This window comes from Virgibacillus ihumii, from assembly GCF_902726655.1.
Taxonomy (GTDB): domain Bacteria; phylum Bacillota; class Bacilli; order Bacillales; family Amphibacillaceae; genus Lentibacillus; species Lentibacillus ihumii.
The window spans coordinates 969,432-987,064 of sequence record NZ_CACVAN010000001.1 but is presented as its reverse complement, the minus strand read 5'-3'; the positions used below and the strand labels follow the sequence as shown (position 1 = coordinate 987,064).

Annotated in this window: 21 protein-coding genes; all 21 read left to right on the top strand. The window is 40.1% G+C overall.

All coding sequences use genetic code 11. The features are described from left to right. Positions 1-40 precede the first annotated feature (40 nt). Positions 41-964: a stage III sporulation protein AA gene (spoIIIAA, locus tag HUX68_RS04905; protein WP_246206611.1), complete on the top strand. Its 924-nt coding sequence runs from the start codon at positions 41-43 to the stop codon at positions 962-964. Further along, positions 961-1,473, top strand: coding sequence for a stage III sporulation protein SpoIIIAB (gene spoIIIAB / locus HUX68_RS04900; RefSeq protein ID WP_174613776.1), 513 nt, complete (start codon positions 961-963; stop codon positions 1,471-1,473). The genes spoIIIAA and spoIIIAB overlap by 4 nt, the downstream gene beginning before the upstream one ends. An 18-nt stretch (positions 1,474-1,491) precedes the next feature. Next, positions 1,492-1,698, top strand: a complete 207-nt coding sequence (gene spoIIIAC, locus HUX68_RS04895; RefSeq protein WP_174613775.1) for a stage III sporulation protein AC — start codon at positions 1,492-1,494, stop codon at positions 1,696-1,698. Between the two features lie 5 nt (positions 1,699-1,703). Further along, positions 1,704-2,096, top strand: coding sequence for a stage III sporulation protein AD (spoIIIAD, locus tag HUX68_RS04890; protein ID WP_174613774.1), 393 nt, complete (start codon positions 1,704-1,706; stop codon positions 2,094-2,096). A 29-nt stretch (positions 2,097-2,125) separates the two neighbouring features. Then, entirely contained in the window at positions 2,126-3,310 is a 1,185-nt protein-coding gene (gene spoIIIAE, locus HUX68_RS04885; RefSeq protein ID WP_174613773.1) for a stage III sporulation protein AE, read from the top strand. A 10-nt stretch (positions 3,311-3,320) separates the two neighbouring features. Next, positions 3,321-3,947, top strand: coding sequence for a stage III sporulation protein AF (gene spoIIIAF / locus HUX68_RS04880; RefSeq protein ID WP_174613772.1), 627 nt, complete (start codon positions 3,321-3,323; stop codon positions 3,945-3,947). Then, positions 3,944-4,579 carry a stage III sporulation protein AG gene (spoIIIAG, locus tag HUX68_RS04875; RefSeq protein ID WP_246206610.1) on the top strand — a complete coding sequence of 212 codons (636 nt, stop codon included), beginning with the start codon at positions 3,944-3,946 and terminating at the stop codon, positions 4,577-4,579. Before spoIIIAF ends, spoIIIAG begins: the two co-directional genes overlap by 4 nt. A gap of 12 nt (positions 4,580-4,591) precedes the next feature. After that, the gene (locus HUX68_RS04870) at positions 4,592-5,146 is read left to right on the top strand and encodes a SpoIIIAH-like family protein (RefSeq protein ID WP_174613770.1); all 555 of its coding nucleotides are present in this window, start codon (positions 4,592-4,594) and stop codon (positions 5,144-5,146) included. A 289-nt stretch (positions 5,147-5,435) separates the two neighbouring features. After that, positions 5,436-5,942, top strand: a complete 507-nt coding sequence (accB, locus tag HUX68_RS04865; protein WP_174613769.1) for an acetyl-CoA carboxylase biotin carboxyl carrier protein — start codon at positions 5,436-5,438, stop codon at positions 5,940-5,942. 13 nt (positions 5,943-5,955) lie between these two features. After that, the gene (accC, locus tag HUX68_RS04860) at positions 5,956-7,317 is read left to right on the top strand and encodes an acetyl-CoA carboxylase biotin carboxylase subunit (RefSeq protein WP_174613768.1); all 1,362 of its coding nucleotides are present in this window, start codon (positions 5,956-5,958) and stop codon (positions 7,315-7,317) included. A gap of 15 nt (positions 7,318-7,332) precedes the next feature. Beyond that, a complete protein-coding gene (locus HUX68_RS04855) occupies positions 7,333-7,722 on the top strand; it encodes an Asp23/Gls24 family envelope stress response protein (RefSeq protein WP_174613767.1) in 390 nt (129 codons plus the stop codon). A 159-nt stretch (positions 7,723-7,881) separates the two neighbouring features. After that, positions 7,882-8,262: a transcription antitermination factor NusB gene (gene nusB, locus HUX68_RS04850; protein ID WP_174616349.1), complete on the top strand. Its 381-nt coding sequence runs from the start codon at positions 7,882-7,884 to the stop codon at positions 8,260-8,262. Between the two features lie 17 nt (positions 8,263-8,279). After that, the gene (gene folD, locus HUX68_RS04845; protein WP_174613766.1) at positions 8,280-9,131 is read left to right on the top strand and encodes a bifunctional methylenetetrahydrofolate dehydrogenase/methenyltetrahydrofolate cyclohydrolase FolD; all 852 of its coding nucleotides are present in this window, start codon (positions 8,280-8,282) and stop codon (positions 9,129-9,131) included. Then, complete coding sequence (gene xseA / locus HUX68_RS04840) at positions 9,128-10,480, top strand: exodeoxyribonuclease VII large subunit (RefSeq protein WP_174613765.1); 1,353 nt, start codon at positions 9,128-9,130, stop codon at positions 10,478-10,480. Before folD ends, xseA begins: the two co-directional genes overlap by 4 nt. Further along, positions 10,470-10,703 carry an exodeoxyribonuclease VII small subunit gene (locus HUX68_RS04835; protein WP_174613764.1) on the top strand — a complete coding sequence of 78 codons (234 nt, stop codon included), beginning with the start codon at positions 10,470-10,472 and terminating at the stop codon, positions 10,701-10,703. Before xseA ends, HUX68_RS04835 begins: the two co-directional genes overlap by 11 nt. Positions 10,704-10,705: 2 nt before the next feature. Beyond that, a complete protein-coding gene (locus HUX68_RS04830; RefSeq protein ID WP_246206746.1) occupies positions 10,706-11,590 on the top strand; it encodes a polyprenyl synthetase family protein in 885 nt (294 codons plus the stop codon). A gap of 675 nt (positions 11,591-12,265) precedes the next feature. Further along, the gene (locus tag HUX68_RS04825; protein ID WP_174613763.1) at positions 12,266-12,844 is read left to right on the top strand and encodes a hypothetical protein; all 579 of its coding nucleotides are present in this window, start codon (positions 12,266-12,268) and stop codon (positions 12,842-12,844) included. 34 nt (positions 12,845-12,878) lie between these two features. After that, positions 12,879-13,703 (top strand): TlyA family RNA methyltransferase, encoded by an 825-nt coding sequence (locus tag HUX68_RS04820; RefSeq protein WP_174613762.1) that lies wholly within the window; start codon positions 12,879-12,881, stop codon positions 13,701-13,703. Positions 13,704-13,716: 13 nt separating this feature from the next. Beyond that, complete coding sequence (gene ahrC, locus HUX68_RS04815) at positions 13,717-14,166, top strand: transcriptional regulator AhrC/ArgR (RefSeq protein WP_174613761.1); 450 nt, start codon at positions 13,717-13,719, stop codon at positions 14,164-14,166. Positions 14,167-14,184: 18 nt separating this feature from the next. Further along, positions 14,185-15,891 (top strand): DNA repair protein RecN, encoded by a 1,707-nt coding sequence (gene recN / locus HUX68_RS04810; protein ID WP_174613760.1) that lies wholly within the window; start codon positions 14,185-14,187, stop codon positions 15,889-15,891. Positions 15,892-16,200: 309 nt separating this feature from the next. After that, positions 16,201-17,397, top strand: coding sequence for a SpoIVB peptidase (gene spoIVB / locus HUX68_RS04805; protein ID WP_174616347.1), 1,197 nt, complete (start codon positions 16,201-16,203; stop codon positions 17,395-17,397). The last annotated feature ends 236 nt before the right edge of the window (positions 17,398-17,633 follow it).

Below are 17,633 nucleotides of genomic sequence, written 5' to 3'. Positions count from 1 at the left end.
ATACATTTATAAAAAAGCTTTATCCAGAGAGGTAATTATGATGGAGGAAATTTTACGGTTATTTCCGGATCCAATCAAACAAGTGATTGAGCGGCATACGTTACACCGTCAGGATTCTTTACAGGAGATTCGCGTTCGTTTGTTCCAGCCGATTGAACTTGTTTTTGATGGGCATGCAGAATGGCTGAAATCCACCATACCCAAAAAGCAGGATGGTGTGCATATTTTAAATCAAATAAGCGATTTTTCCCTTTACCGGATGGAGGATGAACTCAGAGAAGGGTATGTCACGATTGAAGGGGGACATCGTGTCGGGCTTGCCGGAAAAGTAAATACGTTAAATGGATCAGTGAAAGCTATTCAGCATATCGCATATTTTAATATTCGAATTGCAAAAGAAAAGATAGGCTGTGCAGGAAAACTAATCCCTTTTCTTCATAAAGAAAGTTATTTGAATACGCTTATAGTAGGTCCTCCGCAGTCAGGCAAAACCACTCTTATCCGGGATGTCATTCGAATGATTTCTTCCGGGTGGGGGCGTATTCCCGGATGTAAGGTTGGTGTCATCGATGAAAGATCTGAAATTGCCGGTTCCAAAAAGGGGGTCCCCCAGCATGATATTGGCTTACGGACCGATGTAATGGATGCATGCCCAAAGGCCGAGGGAATGATGATGATGATCCGTTCTATGTCACCTGAAATACTGGCGGTAGATGAAATAGGCGGGAATTCTGATGTTGAAGCACTGATGGAGGCGATTAATGCCGGGGTAACCATTATTTGCACGATCCACGGTAAGTCGCTTGCCGAATTGCGGAAGCGGCCGTCACTCAATGTTGTATTTCAGGCACATATTTTTCAGCGTGTCGTTATTTTGGACAGGCATGGACAACCCGGGCAAATTTACCAAATCTGCAATCAGCAGGGAGAACCGATAAACAGAAAAACTGGGGTGCTTAGATGAAGTGGATGGGAGCACTGCTGCTGATCGGTGCAACTACATGGGCAGGTTTTCAAATCAGCAAAGGGTTGAATGAACGGCCCAAACATATCAGACAAATAAAAAGCGCATTACAGATTTTAGAAGCAGAGATTCTTTACAGTCAGCTTTCGCTAAAAGATGCTTTCATGACAATAGCCAGACAAATTCCAGATCCAGTCAGTTCGTTTTTTGAGCAGGTTGGGGAGTCACTTGAAGAAAAAAATACGGATTTGTTCCAAATTTGGAATTACCGGCTGACTGAACTCATCAGTTCTTCCGCATTAAGTGGGAATGAAGATGAAATTCTTAAACAATTTGGCAGAACACTTGGCCAGCATGATTTTGACCAACAACAGAAACATATACAGCTCACGATCAAACATCTGGATCGAGAGCTGGAGGATGCAAGGGACAATCAGTATAAATATGGCAAAATGGCCAAAAGTTTGGGATTGCTTTGCGGTCTATTTATTGTCTTATTGCTCATTTAGGAGGAAAGGGGAACATCCATGGCTATCGATGCAACCATTTTATTTCAAATTGCCGGAATTGGAATTATTGTGGCATTGATTCATACCATACTGAAACAAATGGGAAAAGAAGAAATCGCCCAGTTTGCCACACTGATTGGATTTATTATCGTCATGGTAATCGTCATCAATGAGCTTTCCGACCTGTTTCAGCAAATTAAGTCGGTATTCCTTTTCCAGGGGTAATTGATATGGAAATCATTCAAATCGTTATTCTCGGTATTGTTGCCAGTATTTTATATATCATTTTAAAAGATGTGAATAAATCTTTTGCTTTTTTTCTGATTCTTATCACCGGTATCATCATTTTTCTGATGGTCATCAGACAGATTACGGTAATTTTTCAATTAATCGAATCACTTGGTGAAAAAGCAAATGTAAACGGAATGTATATGAGAACGATTTTAAAAATCATCGGTATCGCGTATATTGCTGAGCTCGGTGCAAACTTAACCAGGGATGCCGGGCTGAATTCGGTCGCCGCAAAAATTGAACTTGCTGGTAAAATATTTATTTTATTACTGGCGATACCGATAATAACAGCTGTAATAGAGGCAATTATCAGCTTTATCCCATCAGCTTAACCTGTTACTGAAAGGAGTATTTAATGTGAATGGTACGAAATAAATGGATTGTTTTTGTCTTATTCACTGTGATACTTCTCTTCTCAGCTCAGTCATCGGTTTATGCCACCCCCGATCCTGAAGCTTCTGAAGCAACCGAAAAACAGATGGTGGATAACATTTCACTTGATGGTGTTCAGCAGTATTGGCAAAAACTTGTAAATCAATATGATGGATACTTGCCTGTTCTTGAGAAAACAACTATCGCAGAATTCATCAAGGATAATGGTTCATTATCTGTAAAGAGTACTGTAAAAGGTTTGGTTGAATATTTACTGCATGAATTGATTGTTAATGGAAAACTTTTGGGATTGTTGCTTATGCTTGCTTTGTTTTCAATTGTTCTGCAAACCATGCATACCGCTTTTGAGCAAAGCGCAGTTAGTAAAATTGCTTATTACGTTGTTTATATTGTATTAATATTTCTGGCATTAAACAGCTTTTATCTGGCTGTATCCTATGCTAAAGCTGCCGTTGATACGATGAGCGGATTCATGATTGCGTTGCTTCCGCTCATGCTTGGGCTGATGGCGACACTTGGCAATGTTATTACTGTTTCCTTTTTTCACCCGATTATTGTGTTTCTGATTCATTCGAGCGGTGTGCTGGTTTCAAAATTTATTTTGCCTTTATTGTTCTTATCAGCATTATTGTTAATTGTCAGTAGTTTGAATGAAAATTATAAGGTTACCCATCTGGCCAATTTGTTTAAAACGGTGGGAATGGGAACGTTAGGTGTTTTTTTAACCGTTTTTCTGGGGGTAATGTCTGTTCAGGGGGCATCAAGTGCCATTCAGGATGGTGTTGCGATGAAGACAACCAAGTTTATAACCGGAAATTTTATACCTGTTGTTGGACGAACGTTTACAGATGCTGCTGACACGATATTGAGTGCGTCCCTGTTATTGAAAAATGCTGTTGGAATTGTCGGAGTTGTGATTATTGTATTTATTGCCATTTTTCCAGCGCTGAAGATTGTTGCCATTGCTATAACATATAAACTTGCTGCAGCCGTTCTTCAGCCTGTGGGGGACGGGCCATTAATTACCAGTCTCAACACGATAAGCAGATATATGTTGTACATTCTGGCTTGCTTGCTGACAGTGACATTAATGTTTTTTTTGGCAGTAGTCATATTGGTTGCAGCAAGTAACATTACATTGCTCCTTCGTTAGGGGGAAACTGATGGAAATATTAGTTGATTGGGTCAGCAAAATTATTATTTTTGTGCTTTTGGCCTCGATTATCGACCTGCTGATACCGGCAACATCTATGAAGAAGTATATCAAACTTGTTGTCGGACTGATTTTAATACTTATTTTATTAAAACCGGTCTTTTATTTATTTGATGTGAATATTCAACAAGCTGTCACGACAACATTCCAACAAATTGAAAAGGAAAATACCGCAGCGAATCAGGTAAAAAATAAGATGAAAACACAAAAAAATGAAATACAAGCATCACAACATGCATATGTATTAGAACAGATGACCTCAAAATTAAAAAAATTGGCTGACGATCCGCTGAAAAGTAATTATCAGGCACAAATTTCTGACATCAATTATCAATTTAGAACCGAAGATGAACTCACATATGAAAATCTTTCGGAGGTAGTTGTCTATGTAAAGGAAGCAAAAAATGATGGGGTAACAGTGGATACCGTGGAGGAAATCACCATTAACACGGACAAGTCGGTCATCAGCAAAACAGGAAATGAGCTGGACGGGATAAAATCACTGCTTTATAAAGTGTGGGAAATCCCCGAAGAAAAGCTGAAACTTACGGTTAAATGGGAGGGAGGGTCAACTTGAAGGATAAATTATTACGTTTTTTACGATCCAAAAAGCCTGAGCAATCAGACAAGCTGTCCAGGAAAAGTGGTTATATTGTCATCATTGGTCTAATAGGTCTGTTGTTAATCATAATCGGAAATTCTTTTTCCTCAGAGCCTGAAGAACAACAAAAAACAATTCGTAATATTCCGGAACAGACAGAAAAACCTGCAACTGAAACTTTTTCCGGTAAGTCCAAAAATTCTTCAGATGTAAGTGAAATCGAAGCAAGTTATGAAAAGGAATTGACGGACATGCTTAACAAAATCAACGGCGTTTCCGAGACGGAAGTAATGGTGAACTTGAATTCAACAAAAATTAAGGTATATGAAAAGAATCTGATTACCGGCCAGCAGACAACAAAAGAAACCGACAAGCAAGGTGGAACAAGAGAAATTGAAGACAGTTCAAAAGAAACACAAGTTGTCCTGGTAAGGCAGGGAGACAAGGAGGTGCCGCTGCTCATTCAAACCAAAAAACCGGAAGTAAGGGGGGTATTTATTGTTGCTGAGGGTGTAGATCATGCAACGGTAAAAAAGTGGGTTATAGACGCTGTTTCCAAAGTACTTGATGTTCCAACACATAGAGTTTCTGTAATGCCAAAAAATTAGGAGGATGGAATTATGTTAAAGAAACAAACTGTATGGCTGTTAACGATGTTGAGTTTGATGATTGTATTAAGTGTATATTATGTAACTTCACCAAGCGGAGGAGATTTCGCCTATGTAGATGATGGTAACAATGAAACAGAACAGGCGTCATCGTCAGATAAAGCCAGTGAGGATGAAGCTAAAGTCAACGACATCTCCAATAAGGGAGAGGATCAGCTCTTTACGATGATTCGTATGGAGATTCAAAACGAAAGAAGCAAAGTAAAAGATCGACTGGATAATGTGGTAGCTTCCAGCAGTGCTTCTATCCAGGAAAAAAATGAAGCACGCAGTAAAATGAACCAGCTTGATGAATATACTTCCAAAGAAGCCATTCTGGAAAAATCCATTATAGCGTCAAAAGATTATAAAGATGTTCTTGTCCGCTATGATGAAGATAAAGTATTGGTCCACGTTAAAGCAGGAAAGAAACTATCTGAAACGGAAGTGGTAAATATAATGCAGAAGGTTTATGATGAATTTGGTGATATCCCGGTCAGGGTTGACAGACAACCTGTTGAAGGATAATTAATGGAAACGGATAGCAAAACCGGACTAAACAGATGTCCGGTTTTTTTCGTTTTTGTCACCTTGAATGGTTTACGGGGGAAAAAATTTGACATGGGCGATTCTTTTTTCAGCGTATGAAAATTATTCGCATAATCTGGTGAACACTGATATAATTATTCGTGGAAACGTTTTACGAGTGAAGAAACAAGCATGGTTGAAGTTCGAAGTAGGCTTGTCGTAAAATGTAAACAGTGAACTATTATTTCTGTAATCATCAATTGTAATGAGTGAAGGGGTGCCAAAAGTAATGTTAAAAGTACAGGAAATACGTGAATTAATAAAATTAGTCGATCAATCAGCGATTGATGAATTCACCTATGAATCAGACGGTGCAACCGTCACCATGAAAAAATCAGGTGCGAATTCAGCTGTTGCGCCTGTTGTACAGGAACAAAAATCAGTTGACCGTCCGGTTGAGACACCTGAAGTAAGAGAGCCTGAAGCAAAGGTGGAGGAGAAGGAAGAGCCTGTACATACTGAAAAGGCCGAAAATGAAGAAGTAACAGCAGACTATGATTATGAGATTGTTTCTCCAATGGTCGGTACAATGTATTCTTCACCAAATCCGGAGAGCGATCCATATGTCAGTAAAGGTGCAAAAGTCGAGAAGGATACGATTGTTTGTATAGTAGAAGCGATGAAACTATTTAATGAAATTGAAGCGGAAGTATCAGGTGAAATTGTTGACGTATTAGTGAAAGATGGCGAACTTGTGGAGTACGGTCAGCCATTATTCAGAGTTAAGACGAAATAAGGGGATGTAGCTTGTGATTGAGAAGCTGTTAATTGCTAACAGAGGCGAAATAGCTGTTCGAATTATCCGTGCCTGTAAAGAAATGAATATCGAAACGGTAGCGGTATATTCAGAGGCGGATAAAGATGCTCTGCATGTTCAGCTGGCAGACGAAGCGTATTGTATCGGTCCTACACTCAGTAAGGACAGTTACCTTAATTTTACTAATATAATGAGTGTGGCAACATCAACTAAAGTGGATGCCATTCATCCGGGTTATGGTTTTTTGGCTGAGAATGCGGATTTTGCGGAAATATGCAAGGCATGTAATATTACTTTTGTCGGTCCCAGTTCCGTGGCGATTCAAAAGATGGGTGTAAAAGATGTTGCGAGGGAGACGATGAAAAAAGCCAATGTTCCGGTAGTACCCGGCTCGGAAGGTATTATTGAAAACGAAGAAGAGGCAATCAAAGTGGCAGCGGATATTGGTTATCCGGTAATTATTAAGGCAACAGCAGGCGGCGGTGGAAAGGGTATTCGCGTCGCTGAAAACGAGGAAGACTTGCTGAAGGGGATTCGGGTAACCCAAAAGGAAGCTGAAACTGCATTTGGGAACCCTGGCGTGTATCTTGAAAAATATATTCAAGATTTTCGCCACGTGGAAATCCAAATACTGGCTGACCAACATGGAAATGTAATCCATCTTGGTGAACGGGATTGCTCCATTCAACGCAGACTGCAAAAGCTGGTAGAAGAGTCACCTTCACCAGCATTGACACCTGAGATTCGTAAAAAAATGGGGGATGCATCGGTTAAGGCTGCAAAGGCAGTTGATTATGTAGGTGCAGGTACGATTGAATACATCTTTGATCGCAAAACACATGAATTTTACTTCATGGAAATGAATACCCGTATCCAGGTGGAACATCCTGTTACAGAAATGGTTACCGGTGTTGACTTAATTAAAGAACAAATTAACATCGCAAATAACCAAAAACTTTCTTTCACACAGGAAGAAATTGAATTTGATGGATGGGCAATTGAATGCAGAATCAATGCGGAAAACCCATATAAGAACTTTATGCCTTCACCTGGAAAAATTAAAACATATCTTCCGCCGGGCGGGTTAGGAGTGCGTGTCGATTCCGCGGTATATCCGGAATACAGCATACCACCTTTTTATGATTCCATGGTCGCAAAACTAATTACGTACGGACCGACTCGTGAAGAGGCAATAAACTGTATGCGCCGCTCGCTGGATGAGTATGTTGTTGAAGGTGTTCATACGACAATTCCATTTCATCGTCAAATTATGGAACACGACGTTTTCATAAATGGTGACTTTAATACGAAGTTCCTGGAGGAGAACCCGATTGAAGAAAAGAAGGATGCGTAAAGGAGGAGTTTGAGTATGAGTGAACAGCCTTTATTGGATGTTAGTGGAGATGCGAGTCTTGGCAAGGTAGAGATAGCTCCGGAGGTCATTGAAGTAATAACCGGTATTGCAGCTTCAGAGGTGGAAGGCCTTTCGTCAATGCGGGGTAATTTTGCCACCGGTGTTGTTGAACGGTTTGGTAAAAAGTCCCACAGTAAAGGGGTTAAAGTGGAACTGACTGATGATGGAATACTCATTGACTTGTTTGTAGTGTTGAATTTCGGCGTTTCCATCCCTCAGGTGGCACAAAAAGTGCAGGATAATATCCGCCAGACGCTAAAAAATATGACCGCCCTGGAGATAAACGAAATAAATATCCATGTTGTGGGAATTCAAATGGATGATGAGACAGAAGATAACGATTAGCAGGTTTAAGGTCAGGGGAGACACTCCCTTGGCCTTCATTTCGTTCTAATGAATGTAAGGTAATAATTGCATTAGTTGCAGCCTGAAATGCATGTGGCTTTGCATAAATATTCATGTTATTATTTTAACTGAGATATGACTTAAAAGGAGCAATGGATGATGAAACGTCATGCAGCAAGAGAACAAGCACTTCAAATCCTGTTTCAATTGGATGTAAATAACAATGACCCTAAACAGGCGATGGAGGATCATCTGGAAACATTGGAAATAGATGAGTTTTTAATGACACTTGTTCAGGGTGTGGCAGCACACAAAGAAAAAATCGATAACACGATTGCGGACCATTTAGATAATTGGTCAATCGATCGGATAGCATCTGTGGAAAAAACTATTCTTAGAATTGCGATTTATGAAATTAAATATGAGGATGATATTCCGGCTGGTGTTTCTATAAATGAAGCGGTGGAGTTGGCTAATGTGTACGGAGATGAGAAATCCGGAAAATTTGTCAATGGTGTTCTATCCAATATTATAGTGTGAAAAAAGGAGATGGGGAAATGACTGCAGAGGTTATTAACGGGAAAGAATTATCACAAAAACTTCGTCTTGAGATGACTGAAGAAGTCTCTCAACTGAAAGAACAGGGAATCACTCCGCATTTAACCGTTATTTTAATTGGTGATGACCCTGCCTCAAAATCGTACATAAGAGGTAAGGAAAAAGCTTCCTATGAAACTGGTATATCATCAGAATTAATCGAACTGCCTGCTTCAACGACCGAAGAGGAATTATTAAAACAAATTGATGATTTGAATCAGAATAACGCTGTCCATGGTATCCTGGTTCAATTGCCACTTCCTTCGCATATTCATGAGCAGCACATTATCGAAGCGATTGATCCGGAAAAGGATGTCGACGGTTTTCATCCTGTGAATATTGGAAGAATGATGACCGGAAAAGACACATTCCTTCCATGTACACCGCACGGGATTGTAACGATGCTAAAATCAAGACAGATTTCAATTGAAGGGAAAAATGCAGTTATTATCGGTCGGAGCAATATTGTTGGTAAACCGGTTGGTCAATTGCTGCTTAATGAAAATGCTACCGTTACGTATTGCCATTCAAAAACAACAAACTTAGCTGAGCATGCGAGAAATGCGGATATTTTGATCGCGGCAGTCGGCAGACCAAATGCGATTGATGAAAGGTTTGTGAAAGAAGGGGCAGCCATTATCGATGTTGGAATTAACCGTTTGGATGACGGCAGTCTGACAGGCGATGTTGATTTTGACAGCGTGAAGCAAAAAGCAGCTTATATTACCCCGGTTCCCAGAGGTGTCGGTCCAATGACAATTACGATGCTGTTGAAAAATACAATCAAAGCTGCGAAAGGATTTCATCAGTGAAGGATAAGTATTTGACGGTTACTGCACTTACGAAATACATTAAAAGAAAATTCGATACGGATCCGCATTTAAAGGATATTTGGCTTAAAGGAGAAATTTCCAATTTCAAACATCATAGCCGGGGACATATGTATTTAACAATTAAAGATGATAATAGCCGAATACAATCTGTTATGTTTGCAGGAAACAACCGTCGGCTGAAATTCACTCCGGAAAATGGGATGAATGTTTTAATTAAAGGTGAAATTGGCGTTTTTGAGCCTTATGGCCAGTATCAATTGTATATACAGCAGATGGAACCGGATGGTATCGGTTCCTTGTATCTTGCCTTTGAACAATTGAAAGAAAAATTAAACAAACTTGGATATTTTGATAAAGACCATAAAAAGACACTCCCGAAGTATCCGAAGCAAATTGGAATTATCACATCGCCAACTGGTGCAGCAGTACGTGACATTATTACAACGATAAGGCGAAGATATCCAATTGCAGCTGTCACGGTTATTCCTGTGCTTGTTCAGGGTGTCGCATCTCCGGGCTCCATCCAGAGGGCCATTGACAACGCCGATAACTCGGGTATTTATGACGTGCTGATTGTTGGACGGGGAGGCGGATCGATTGAAGAATTGTGGAGTTTCAATGAGGAAATTGTGGCACATGCTATTTATCGTTCAACAGTTCCGGTTATTTCAGCGGTCGGCCATGAAACAGACATTACCATAAGCGATTATGTCGCTGATCTCAGAGCCCCAACACCAACCGGTGCTGCTGAGCTCGCAGTTCCTTCTCAACTCGAGCTTTCGGAAAAGATAAACAATATGGAACGGATGCTGTCAAGAATCATGGATGAACAGCTGGCAGGCAGCAGGCAAATGTTGAACAGGATGCGACAATCCTATGCTTTCAGGTATCCGGAGCAGCTGGTTACGCAGAAGGAACAGGAATTGGATAAATTTGTTGAACGCTTGGACAAAGTTCAAAAAAGTCAATATGAAAGAAAAAAAGAAGCTTATACCAGTCTGAAGATAAGGTTATCGGCTCAGCATCCGTCTGTACAGTATGATCGGTCTGTCAGGGAGATTAATCAGCTTGTCAAACAGACAAATAAATTCATGAAACAAATCATGGAACAGAAAACGGCAAGATTAACCGGTGCAATCGAGAAATTGACGCTGCTAAACCCGTTGGAAACAATGAAACGTGGCTATGCCATTCCATACTCAACTTCAGGTGATATTATTAAATCGGTAAAACGAATAGACACGGATGATCAGATTTCTGTAAGACTGTCTGATGGCACTGTTGATTGCCGCGTACTGGAAGTGAAGGAGGATAACAATGGAAAATGAAAATAATGTTTCGTTTGAGGAAGCAATGGATCAGCTTGAGAAAATTGTAGCAAAACTTGAAGAAGGCGATGTACCCCTGGAAAAGGCAATTACATACTACCAGCAGGGAATGAAGCTCTCTAAAGTATGCAATGATAAATTGAAAAACGTGCAGGAGAAGATGACGCAAATCGTTAATGAACAGGGTGAACTTGAGATATTTGAGGTTGGAGAGGAAGAGTGATTGTGCACACAGATCTGGACAATTTTATTGAAGAAGGAAAGGCCATCATTGAAGACACAATGACAAATGAATTGCGCAATCTGGAAATACCCGAGCAATTGAAGCAATCGATGCTGTATTCCATTGAAGCTGGCGGCAAACGTCTCAGACCGATACTTATGATGGCCAGCTGCGGCGCCTACAGCAGTGACAGCAGTAAAGTATTGTCAACTGCTGTAGCATTGGAAATGATTCATACGTATTCATTAATTCATGATGATTTACCTGCAATGGACAATGACAATTTAAGAAGAGGAAAACCGACTAACCATAAAGCTTTTGACGAAGCTACGGCAATTTTGGCAGGTGACGCATTATTAACATACAGTTTTGAGCTGATTGTGCAGGATCCAAAGCTTACTGACCGCCAAAAAGTATTTTTAACAAGTTCATTAACCAAAGCCGGTGGACCAAAAGGAATGGTTGCGGGTCAGGTTTTGGATATGGAAGCCGAAACAAAAAAAGTCACACTGAAAGAGCTTGAAACCATTCATACGCTAAAAACCGGTGAACTTGTCAAATTTGCCGTCAAAGCCGGTGCGTTCATCGGTAATGCTTCCTCTGAACAGCTGGCATATTTGGAGGAATATGCTCATTATTTAGGGCTGATTTTTCAGGTGCAGGATGATATTTTGGACATAACCGGTGATCCGGAAAAAATAGGGAAACCTGTCGGAAGTGATGAAGAAAATGACAAGAATACGTATCCCAGATTGCTCGGTCTTGATGGTGCAATTGAAAAGAAGCTGCACTATGTCAATAAGGCAAAGGAAGCTTTGAAAAATGCTGGTGCAGATTCCTCTTATTTAATGCTTCTGACTGATCATTTCAGCAACCGTGAGTATTAATATGTATAGATGATGCCCGCAAAATATGTTATAATAGTATCAGAAAGGAATGGTGCAGTATTCTAGTCAGTCCTCCGTTCCTCAAGGCGGGGCTAAAAATCCGCCAAAGGGCACATCGATGAAGTTCCTTGTGTTGGCTTGAGGCGCCCAGCCTTGGGTCAGTGCTGGGAGTTAAGGTTTTCGGGCGATCCACAAAGGCATGTGGGCGTTGACCCGATTACCGCGGAGGCCCATCTCTGTAGTGGTGACTAAGCCTAGGAATCATTATGGAATGGGGTATGAACCTGTAGAATGAGGTAAGGGACACCTTGTTTTCAGCGTAGCCTGCCTTGAGTGGTGATGAGGGGATTAGGGCTTGTGAATTTCAACCCGGCGGCCACCGGTTTGTTATTTTTATCCCTATGAAATCAGCATTGCAAAAGAGGCTAGGGAGCGGCCAAAGACTGTTGAGGAAATCTCCTAGACTGTTCATGGACATCTAAATGGGATTATAGTGCGGACTAAGTGGTAATCCAGTCCGGCTTTTGGTGACAAGGCCGAGATGGATTTAATGGGGAACCGCCCATATGGCAACATAGGGTAACCGTCTGGGAAAACCAACTGGACCTATGCCGCAGTTTTAACTTTTTAGGTGACCATTCCTTCATACATATATTATTAAGAACGAGGTAAATAATGAATTCACAATTAAAAAAATCGATTAAATTTAGTGTTACCATCGCCGTTATCACGTTTGTGCTAGCGGCCATTTTTTCTATCGTGTCCACATCCATTCTCAGTGATGTTGTTTGGATTATCGGTTCTATTGTTGTGCTTATTATTGTTTTGATCGGGGTGCTTTTCGATATGTTGGGAATAGCCTCGACAGCAGCCGCTGAACCTCCTTTTCATGCAATGGCAGCGGAAAAAGTGCAAGGTGCCAGGGAAGCGGTTATTATAATCCGAAATGCGGATAAATTTGCGAGTTTCTGTAATGACGTAATAGGTGATATATCAGGGATTGTAAGCGGTACCGCTTCGGCAATCGTTGTGTTGCAGATTTCGAATTTATTGGGACATTCCGAAGGGACATCCTTTCAAATTACATTGTCGGTTGTTGTAACCAGCATTATCGCGGCATTAACCGTTGGCGGAAAAGCACTTGGCAAGTATGCTGCAATCAATTCATCCACTAAGGTCATTTTTTTTGTAGGTAAAGTTGTAGCATTTATTGAAAAAAACTTCAAAGTGCGGCTGCTTCCAAAAAGTAAATGATGAAAACAATAATTTTTGCAAAGGATATAATACGATGGTAAAAAAACGGCTTGACGTTCTTTTGGTGGAACGAAAATTAATTGAAACAAGAGAAAAGGCTAAACGCGTTATTATGGCAGGTCTTGTTCTCAGTAACCAAAACCGGCTTGATAAGCCAGGTATGAAAGTTGATGAAGATATCCCACTCACTGTTAAAGAAAAATTAATTCCTTACGTTGGACGCGGCGGGTTGAAGCTTGAACGGGCATTAGAATATTTTTCGGTCTCCCTCGCGAACAGGGTTATGATGGATGTTGGTTCATCGACGGGAGGATTTACTGATTGTGCACTGCAAAATGGTGTACAATATTGTTATGCAATCGATGTGGGCTATAACCAACTGGACTGGAAATTACGGAAGGATGACAGGGTTATTGTAATGGAGCGTACCAATTTCCGCTACGTTACTCCTGATATGCTTAAATATGATTTGCCGGATTTTGCCAGCATCGACGTGTCGTTTATTTCGCTGAAACTTATTTTGCCGGTTTTGGCTGATTTACTAAAGGACAATAGTGATGTTGTCGCATTAATAAAACCGCAATTCGAAGCTGGCCGTGACAAGGTGGAAAAAAAGGGGATTGTTCGCAAAAAAACGGTACACCTTGAAGTACTGGAGAAAATTGCAGCCTTTGCTGAAGAAACAGGCTTTCATGTGCTGGATGTAACATACTCTCCCATTACTGGCGGAGACGGCAATATTGAATTTTTGGCGCATTTGGGCTGGAAAAAAGAGAATATGCACTATACTGACGGAGAAGTTGATCTTCGTGCAGTTGTAGACAACGCCCATACAAAATTAACGGCTGACAAAGCTTAAATGGAGGCATTCCATGAGTAAAATACAACGTCACATAAAAATTCGTGAATTGATAACAGAAAACGAGGTCGAAACGCAGGACGATCTTGTAGATTACCTAAAGTCACTTGGATATAACGTGACACAGGCTACGGTTTCCAGGGATATTAAGGAACTTCATCTTGTTAAAGTTCCATCAACCAGCGGAACATATAAGTATAGTTTGCCCGCCGATCAACGCTTTAATCCACTGGATAAATTAAAAAGATTAATTATGGATGCTTTTGTGAAAATAGAGCATGCAAACCATTTCATCGTGTTAAAAACACTGCCTGGAAACGCACATGCCATTGGTGTTCTGATTGATAATTTGAATTGGGACGAAATAATGGGAACCATCTGTGGCGATGATACATGTCTGATTATATGCAGAACAGAGGAAGACTCAGTGCGCACAAAGGACCGGTTTCTGGATATGTTGTAACGTTAGGAGGTCAAATACGTGCTGACAGAACTTTCGATTAAAAATTTTGCAATCATCGATGAAATTTCATTTACATTGAGTGAAGGTTTAACAGTACTGACCGGTGAAACAGGTGCCGGGAAATCAATTATAATTGACGCGATTAAATTGCTTGCCGGTGGCCGTGGATCTATCGAGTTTGTCAGACATGGAACTAAAAAAGCGGAAATAGAAGGTTTATTCACAATTGATTCGAAGGACTTTGCCGTTTATCGGGCAGGAGAATATTACGGAATCGACATCCAGGATGAAATGGTTGTGCTGCACCGGGTTATTACTGCAGGCGGAAAGAGTATTTGCCGTGTGAACGGTAAACTGGTTACGCTTGCCATTTTACGGGAATTTGGCAGCCTGTTGATTGATATTCACAGTCAGCACGAAACACAATCATTAATGGATGCGGATAATCACATATATTTATTGGACATGTATGACGAGAAAAACATTGTAAAAGCAAAAAATGAGTACCATAAGCTTTTTAAAAAACTTACCACTCTCCGAAAAAGGTATAGAGAATTGAGTGAAAATGAACAGGAAATGTCGCAGCGTCTCGACTTGCTGCAATTTCAATTCAATGAACTTGAACAGGCTGAACTGGTACCGAATGAGGACACAGAGCTTGAAGAAGAGCAGCTTCAACTGGCGAATTTTGAACAGATCTACAAGAGTCTTCAGGATGCGTATGATGCATTATATGGCGAACAAAAAGGTCTGGAATGGTTGAATACAGCCAATCAGGCGCTTCAGGATAACCGAAATAATGATCATTTCATTGCCGAAAAAGCTGAGGAAATGTCCAATCACTATTTTATGATGGAAGAGCTCATGTATGATATACGTAATTACTCAGAAACGCTGCAATATGATCCGCAGCGGTTAAATGAAATTGAGTCCCGTTTGAATGAAATCAACAGATTAAAGAAAAAATACGGAACAACTGTAGAAGAAATGCTGGAATATTTGGCTAAAATAGAAGAGGAAATGGAGCAGATAACTAATAAAGATACGCACCTCAGCAAATTGCATGATGAGATTGAGGAAATAAAAAAAGATGCCTATCTTGAAGCGAAACAGCTTCATGATTTGCGGAAGCGTGCAGCAGATTCTCTAGCGAAAGAAATTCATAAAGAATTGAATGGTCTTTATCTGGAAAATGCATCTTTTTCTGTTTCAATAAATACGAAGACCGAGCCACAGTCCACAGATTTTCAATTACATCAAAATGGATACGATTATGTAACATTTCTTATCTCCACCAACGCTGGTGAACCATCAAAGGAATTGAACAAAATTGCGTCAGGAGGAGAATTATCAAGGATTATGTTGGCGTTGAAAACAATATTTGCGAAACATCAGGGAATAACAAGTGTGATTTTTGATGAAGTGGATACTGGTGTCAGCGGCAGAGTTGCTCAGGCAATTGCTGAAAAAATAAATCATATTTCTGAAAAGTCCCAGGTTTTGTGTATTACACATTTACCACAGGTTGCCGCAATGTCAGACACACATATTTTGATTAATAAACAGGAGAAAAACCATCGAACATATACAAACATTCAGGAATTGTCTCCTGACCGGAAGATTGATGAACTCAGCAGGATGTTAACAGGCACAAAATTAACCGATACAGCCAAAAAGCACGCTCAGGAACTGCTCGAATTGGCATCTGCTCACAAAGAAAAATAATGGATAAATTTACGTAAAAGCCAGAAGCTAAAACAACTGGCTTTTTTAATTTGTTGCTTCTAAACTTAATATTTGAAATAAAATTAGACATAATTGCTGACCTCAGCCTCGTCGGTCTGGGTGCCGTTTGGAGATGGTGCATTCCTCGCAGCTCCGGTGCAATTTATACGAAAACAGCCCTTTTTTATTAAAGGAAATGTTACACATCTTTTCTTATTATCCACCAGTTTAAAAAAAAGCTGCGGAGCCAAATTAAAAGTGAGAAATAAATAAGGTATGGGTTAGGAACGAGGAGAGTGAATTATTTTGATGAAAAAAGGAATTTGGATGGGTTTACTGCTCCTTCTTGCAATTTCAGCAGTACCTTTTATACAAAATTTTTCCATACCTGATCATATTCCGGCTCACAGCCAGACCACAGATGAAATGCCGGTAACCAGCAGTAAAGTTGAAGGGGAAGCCGGACCGTTGCAGCTGTTAAACAAATTAACTGGGATTTCAGGGAATACAGCTGAGGCCTCAGAGCTGGATGACCTCCGGATAATTCCCGGTGGACAATCAATTGGCGTTCAGCTTCACACATTGGGTGTTTTAGTTGTCGGTCATCATCAAGTAAAAGGTAAAGAAGGTATGGAGTCTCCTGGCGAAAAGGCAAATATTAAAGTTGGAGACGTTATTTTGAAAATGAACGGTAAAGATATCAAAAAAATGGAAGATGTAAAACCGATTGTGGAAAAAGCCGGTGAAAATAATAAGCCAGTTAACGTTACAATAAAACGCGGAGAAAACAAAATAAAAACGAAATTGGATCCAGTGAAGAATAAAGAGGATAATTATCTGATTGGGCTTTATATACGCGATTCAGCGGCAGGAATAGGGACAATGACGTTTTACGACAAGGAGTCCAAAAAATACGGTGCATTGGGACATGTTATTTCTGATATGGATACGCAAAAACCGATTGAAATTTATAACGGGACAATTGTACGTTCTACCGTAACTTCTATTCAGAAAGGTGATAACGGAAAACCGGGTGAGAAGCAGGCGACGTTTTCGATGGAGGAAGATAAAATCGGAAGCATCACAAAAAACAGTCCATTTGGTATTTTTGGTAAATTAAATCAACCGTTGAATGACGGTGACTATACCAAGCCAATGCCGGTGGCACAATCACATGAAGTTAAGGAAGGACCTGCAAAAATTTTAACGGTAATTGAAGGAGAAAAAGTGGAAGAATTTGATGTTGAAATTGTGAGCAGTGTTCCACAAAGTCGCCCGGCGAAAAAAGGGATGATTGTTCAGATTACCGATCCGGAATTACTAAAGAAAACCGGTGGAATTGTCCAAGGAATGAGCGGCAGTCCAATTATTCAGGATGGGAAAATTATTGGAGCTGTGACACATGTATTTGTTAATGATCCAACATCAGGGTATGGAGTCCATATTGAATGGATGCTTCAGGAAGCAGGTATTATTGACGGAGATATGCAAGAGAAGGCCAGCTGATTAAATGACTTGTTATGGGATTTACCTATGACAAGTCATTTTTTACATCATACAGGTTGAAATCGCCACGAATTAAATATTATTCGACAATATTTGTCATTAAATATCAAATTTAATCGATATTGCGTAAAAAATAATGTAAATTAAAGAAAATCAAAAAAAATATAAAGTTTTTTAAATAAAAGAAGGATATTTGATTCTTATGTCGAATATGTACTTTGGAAGAGCTCGAATTA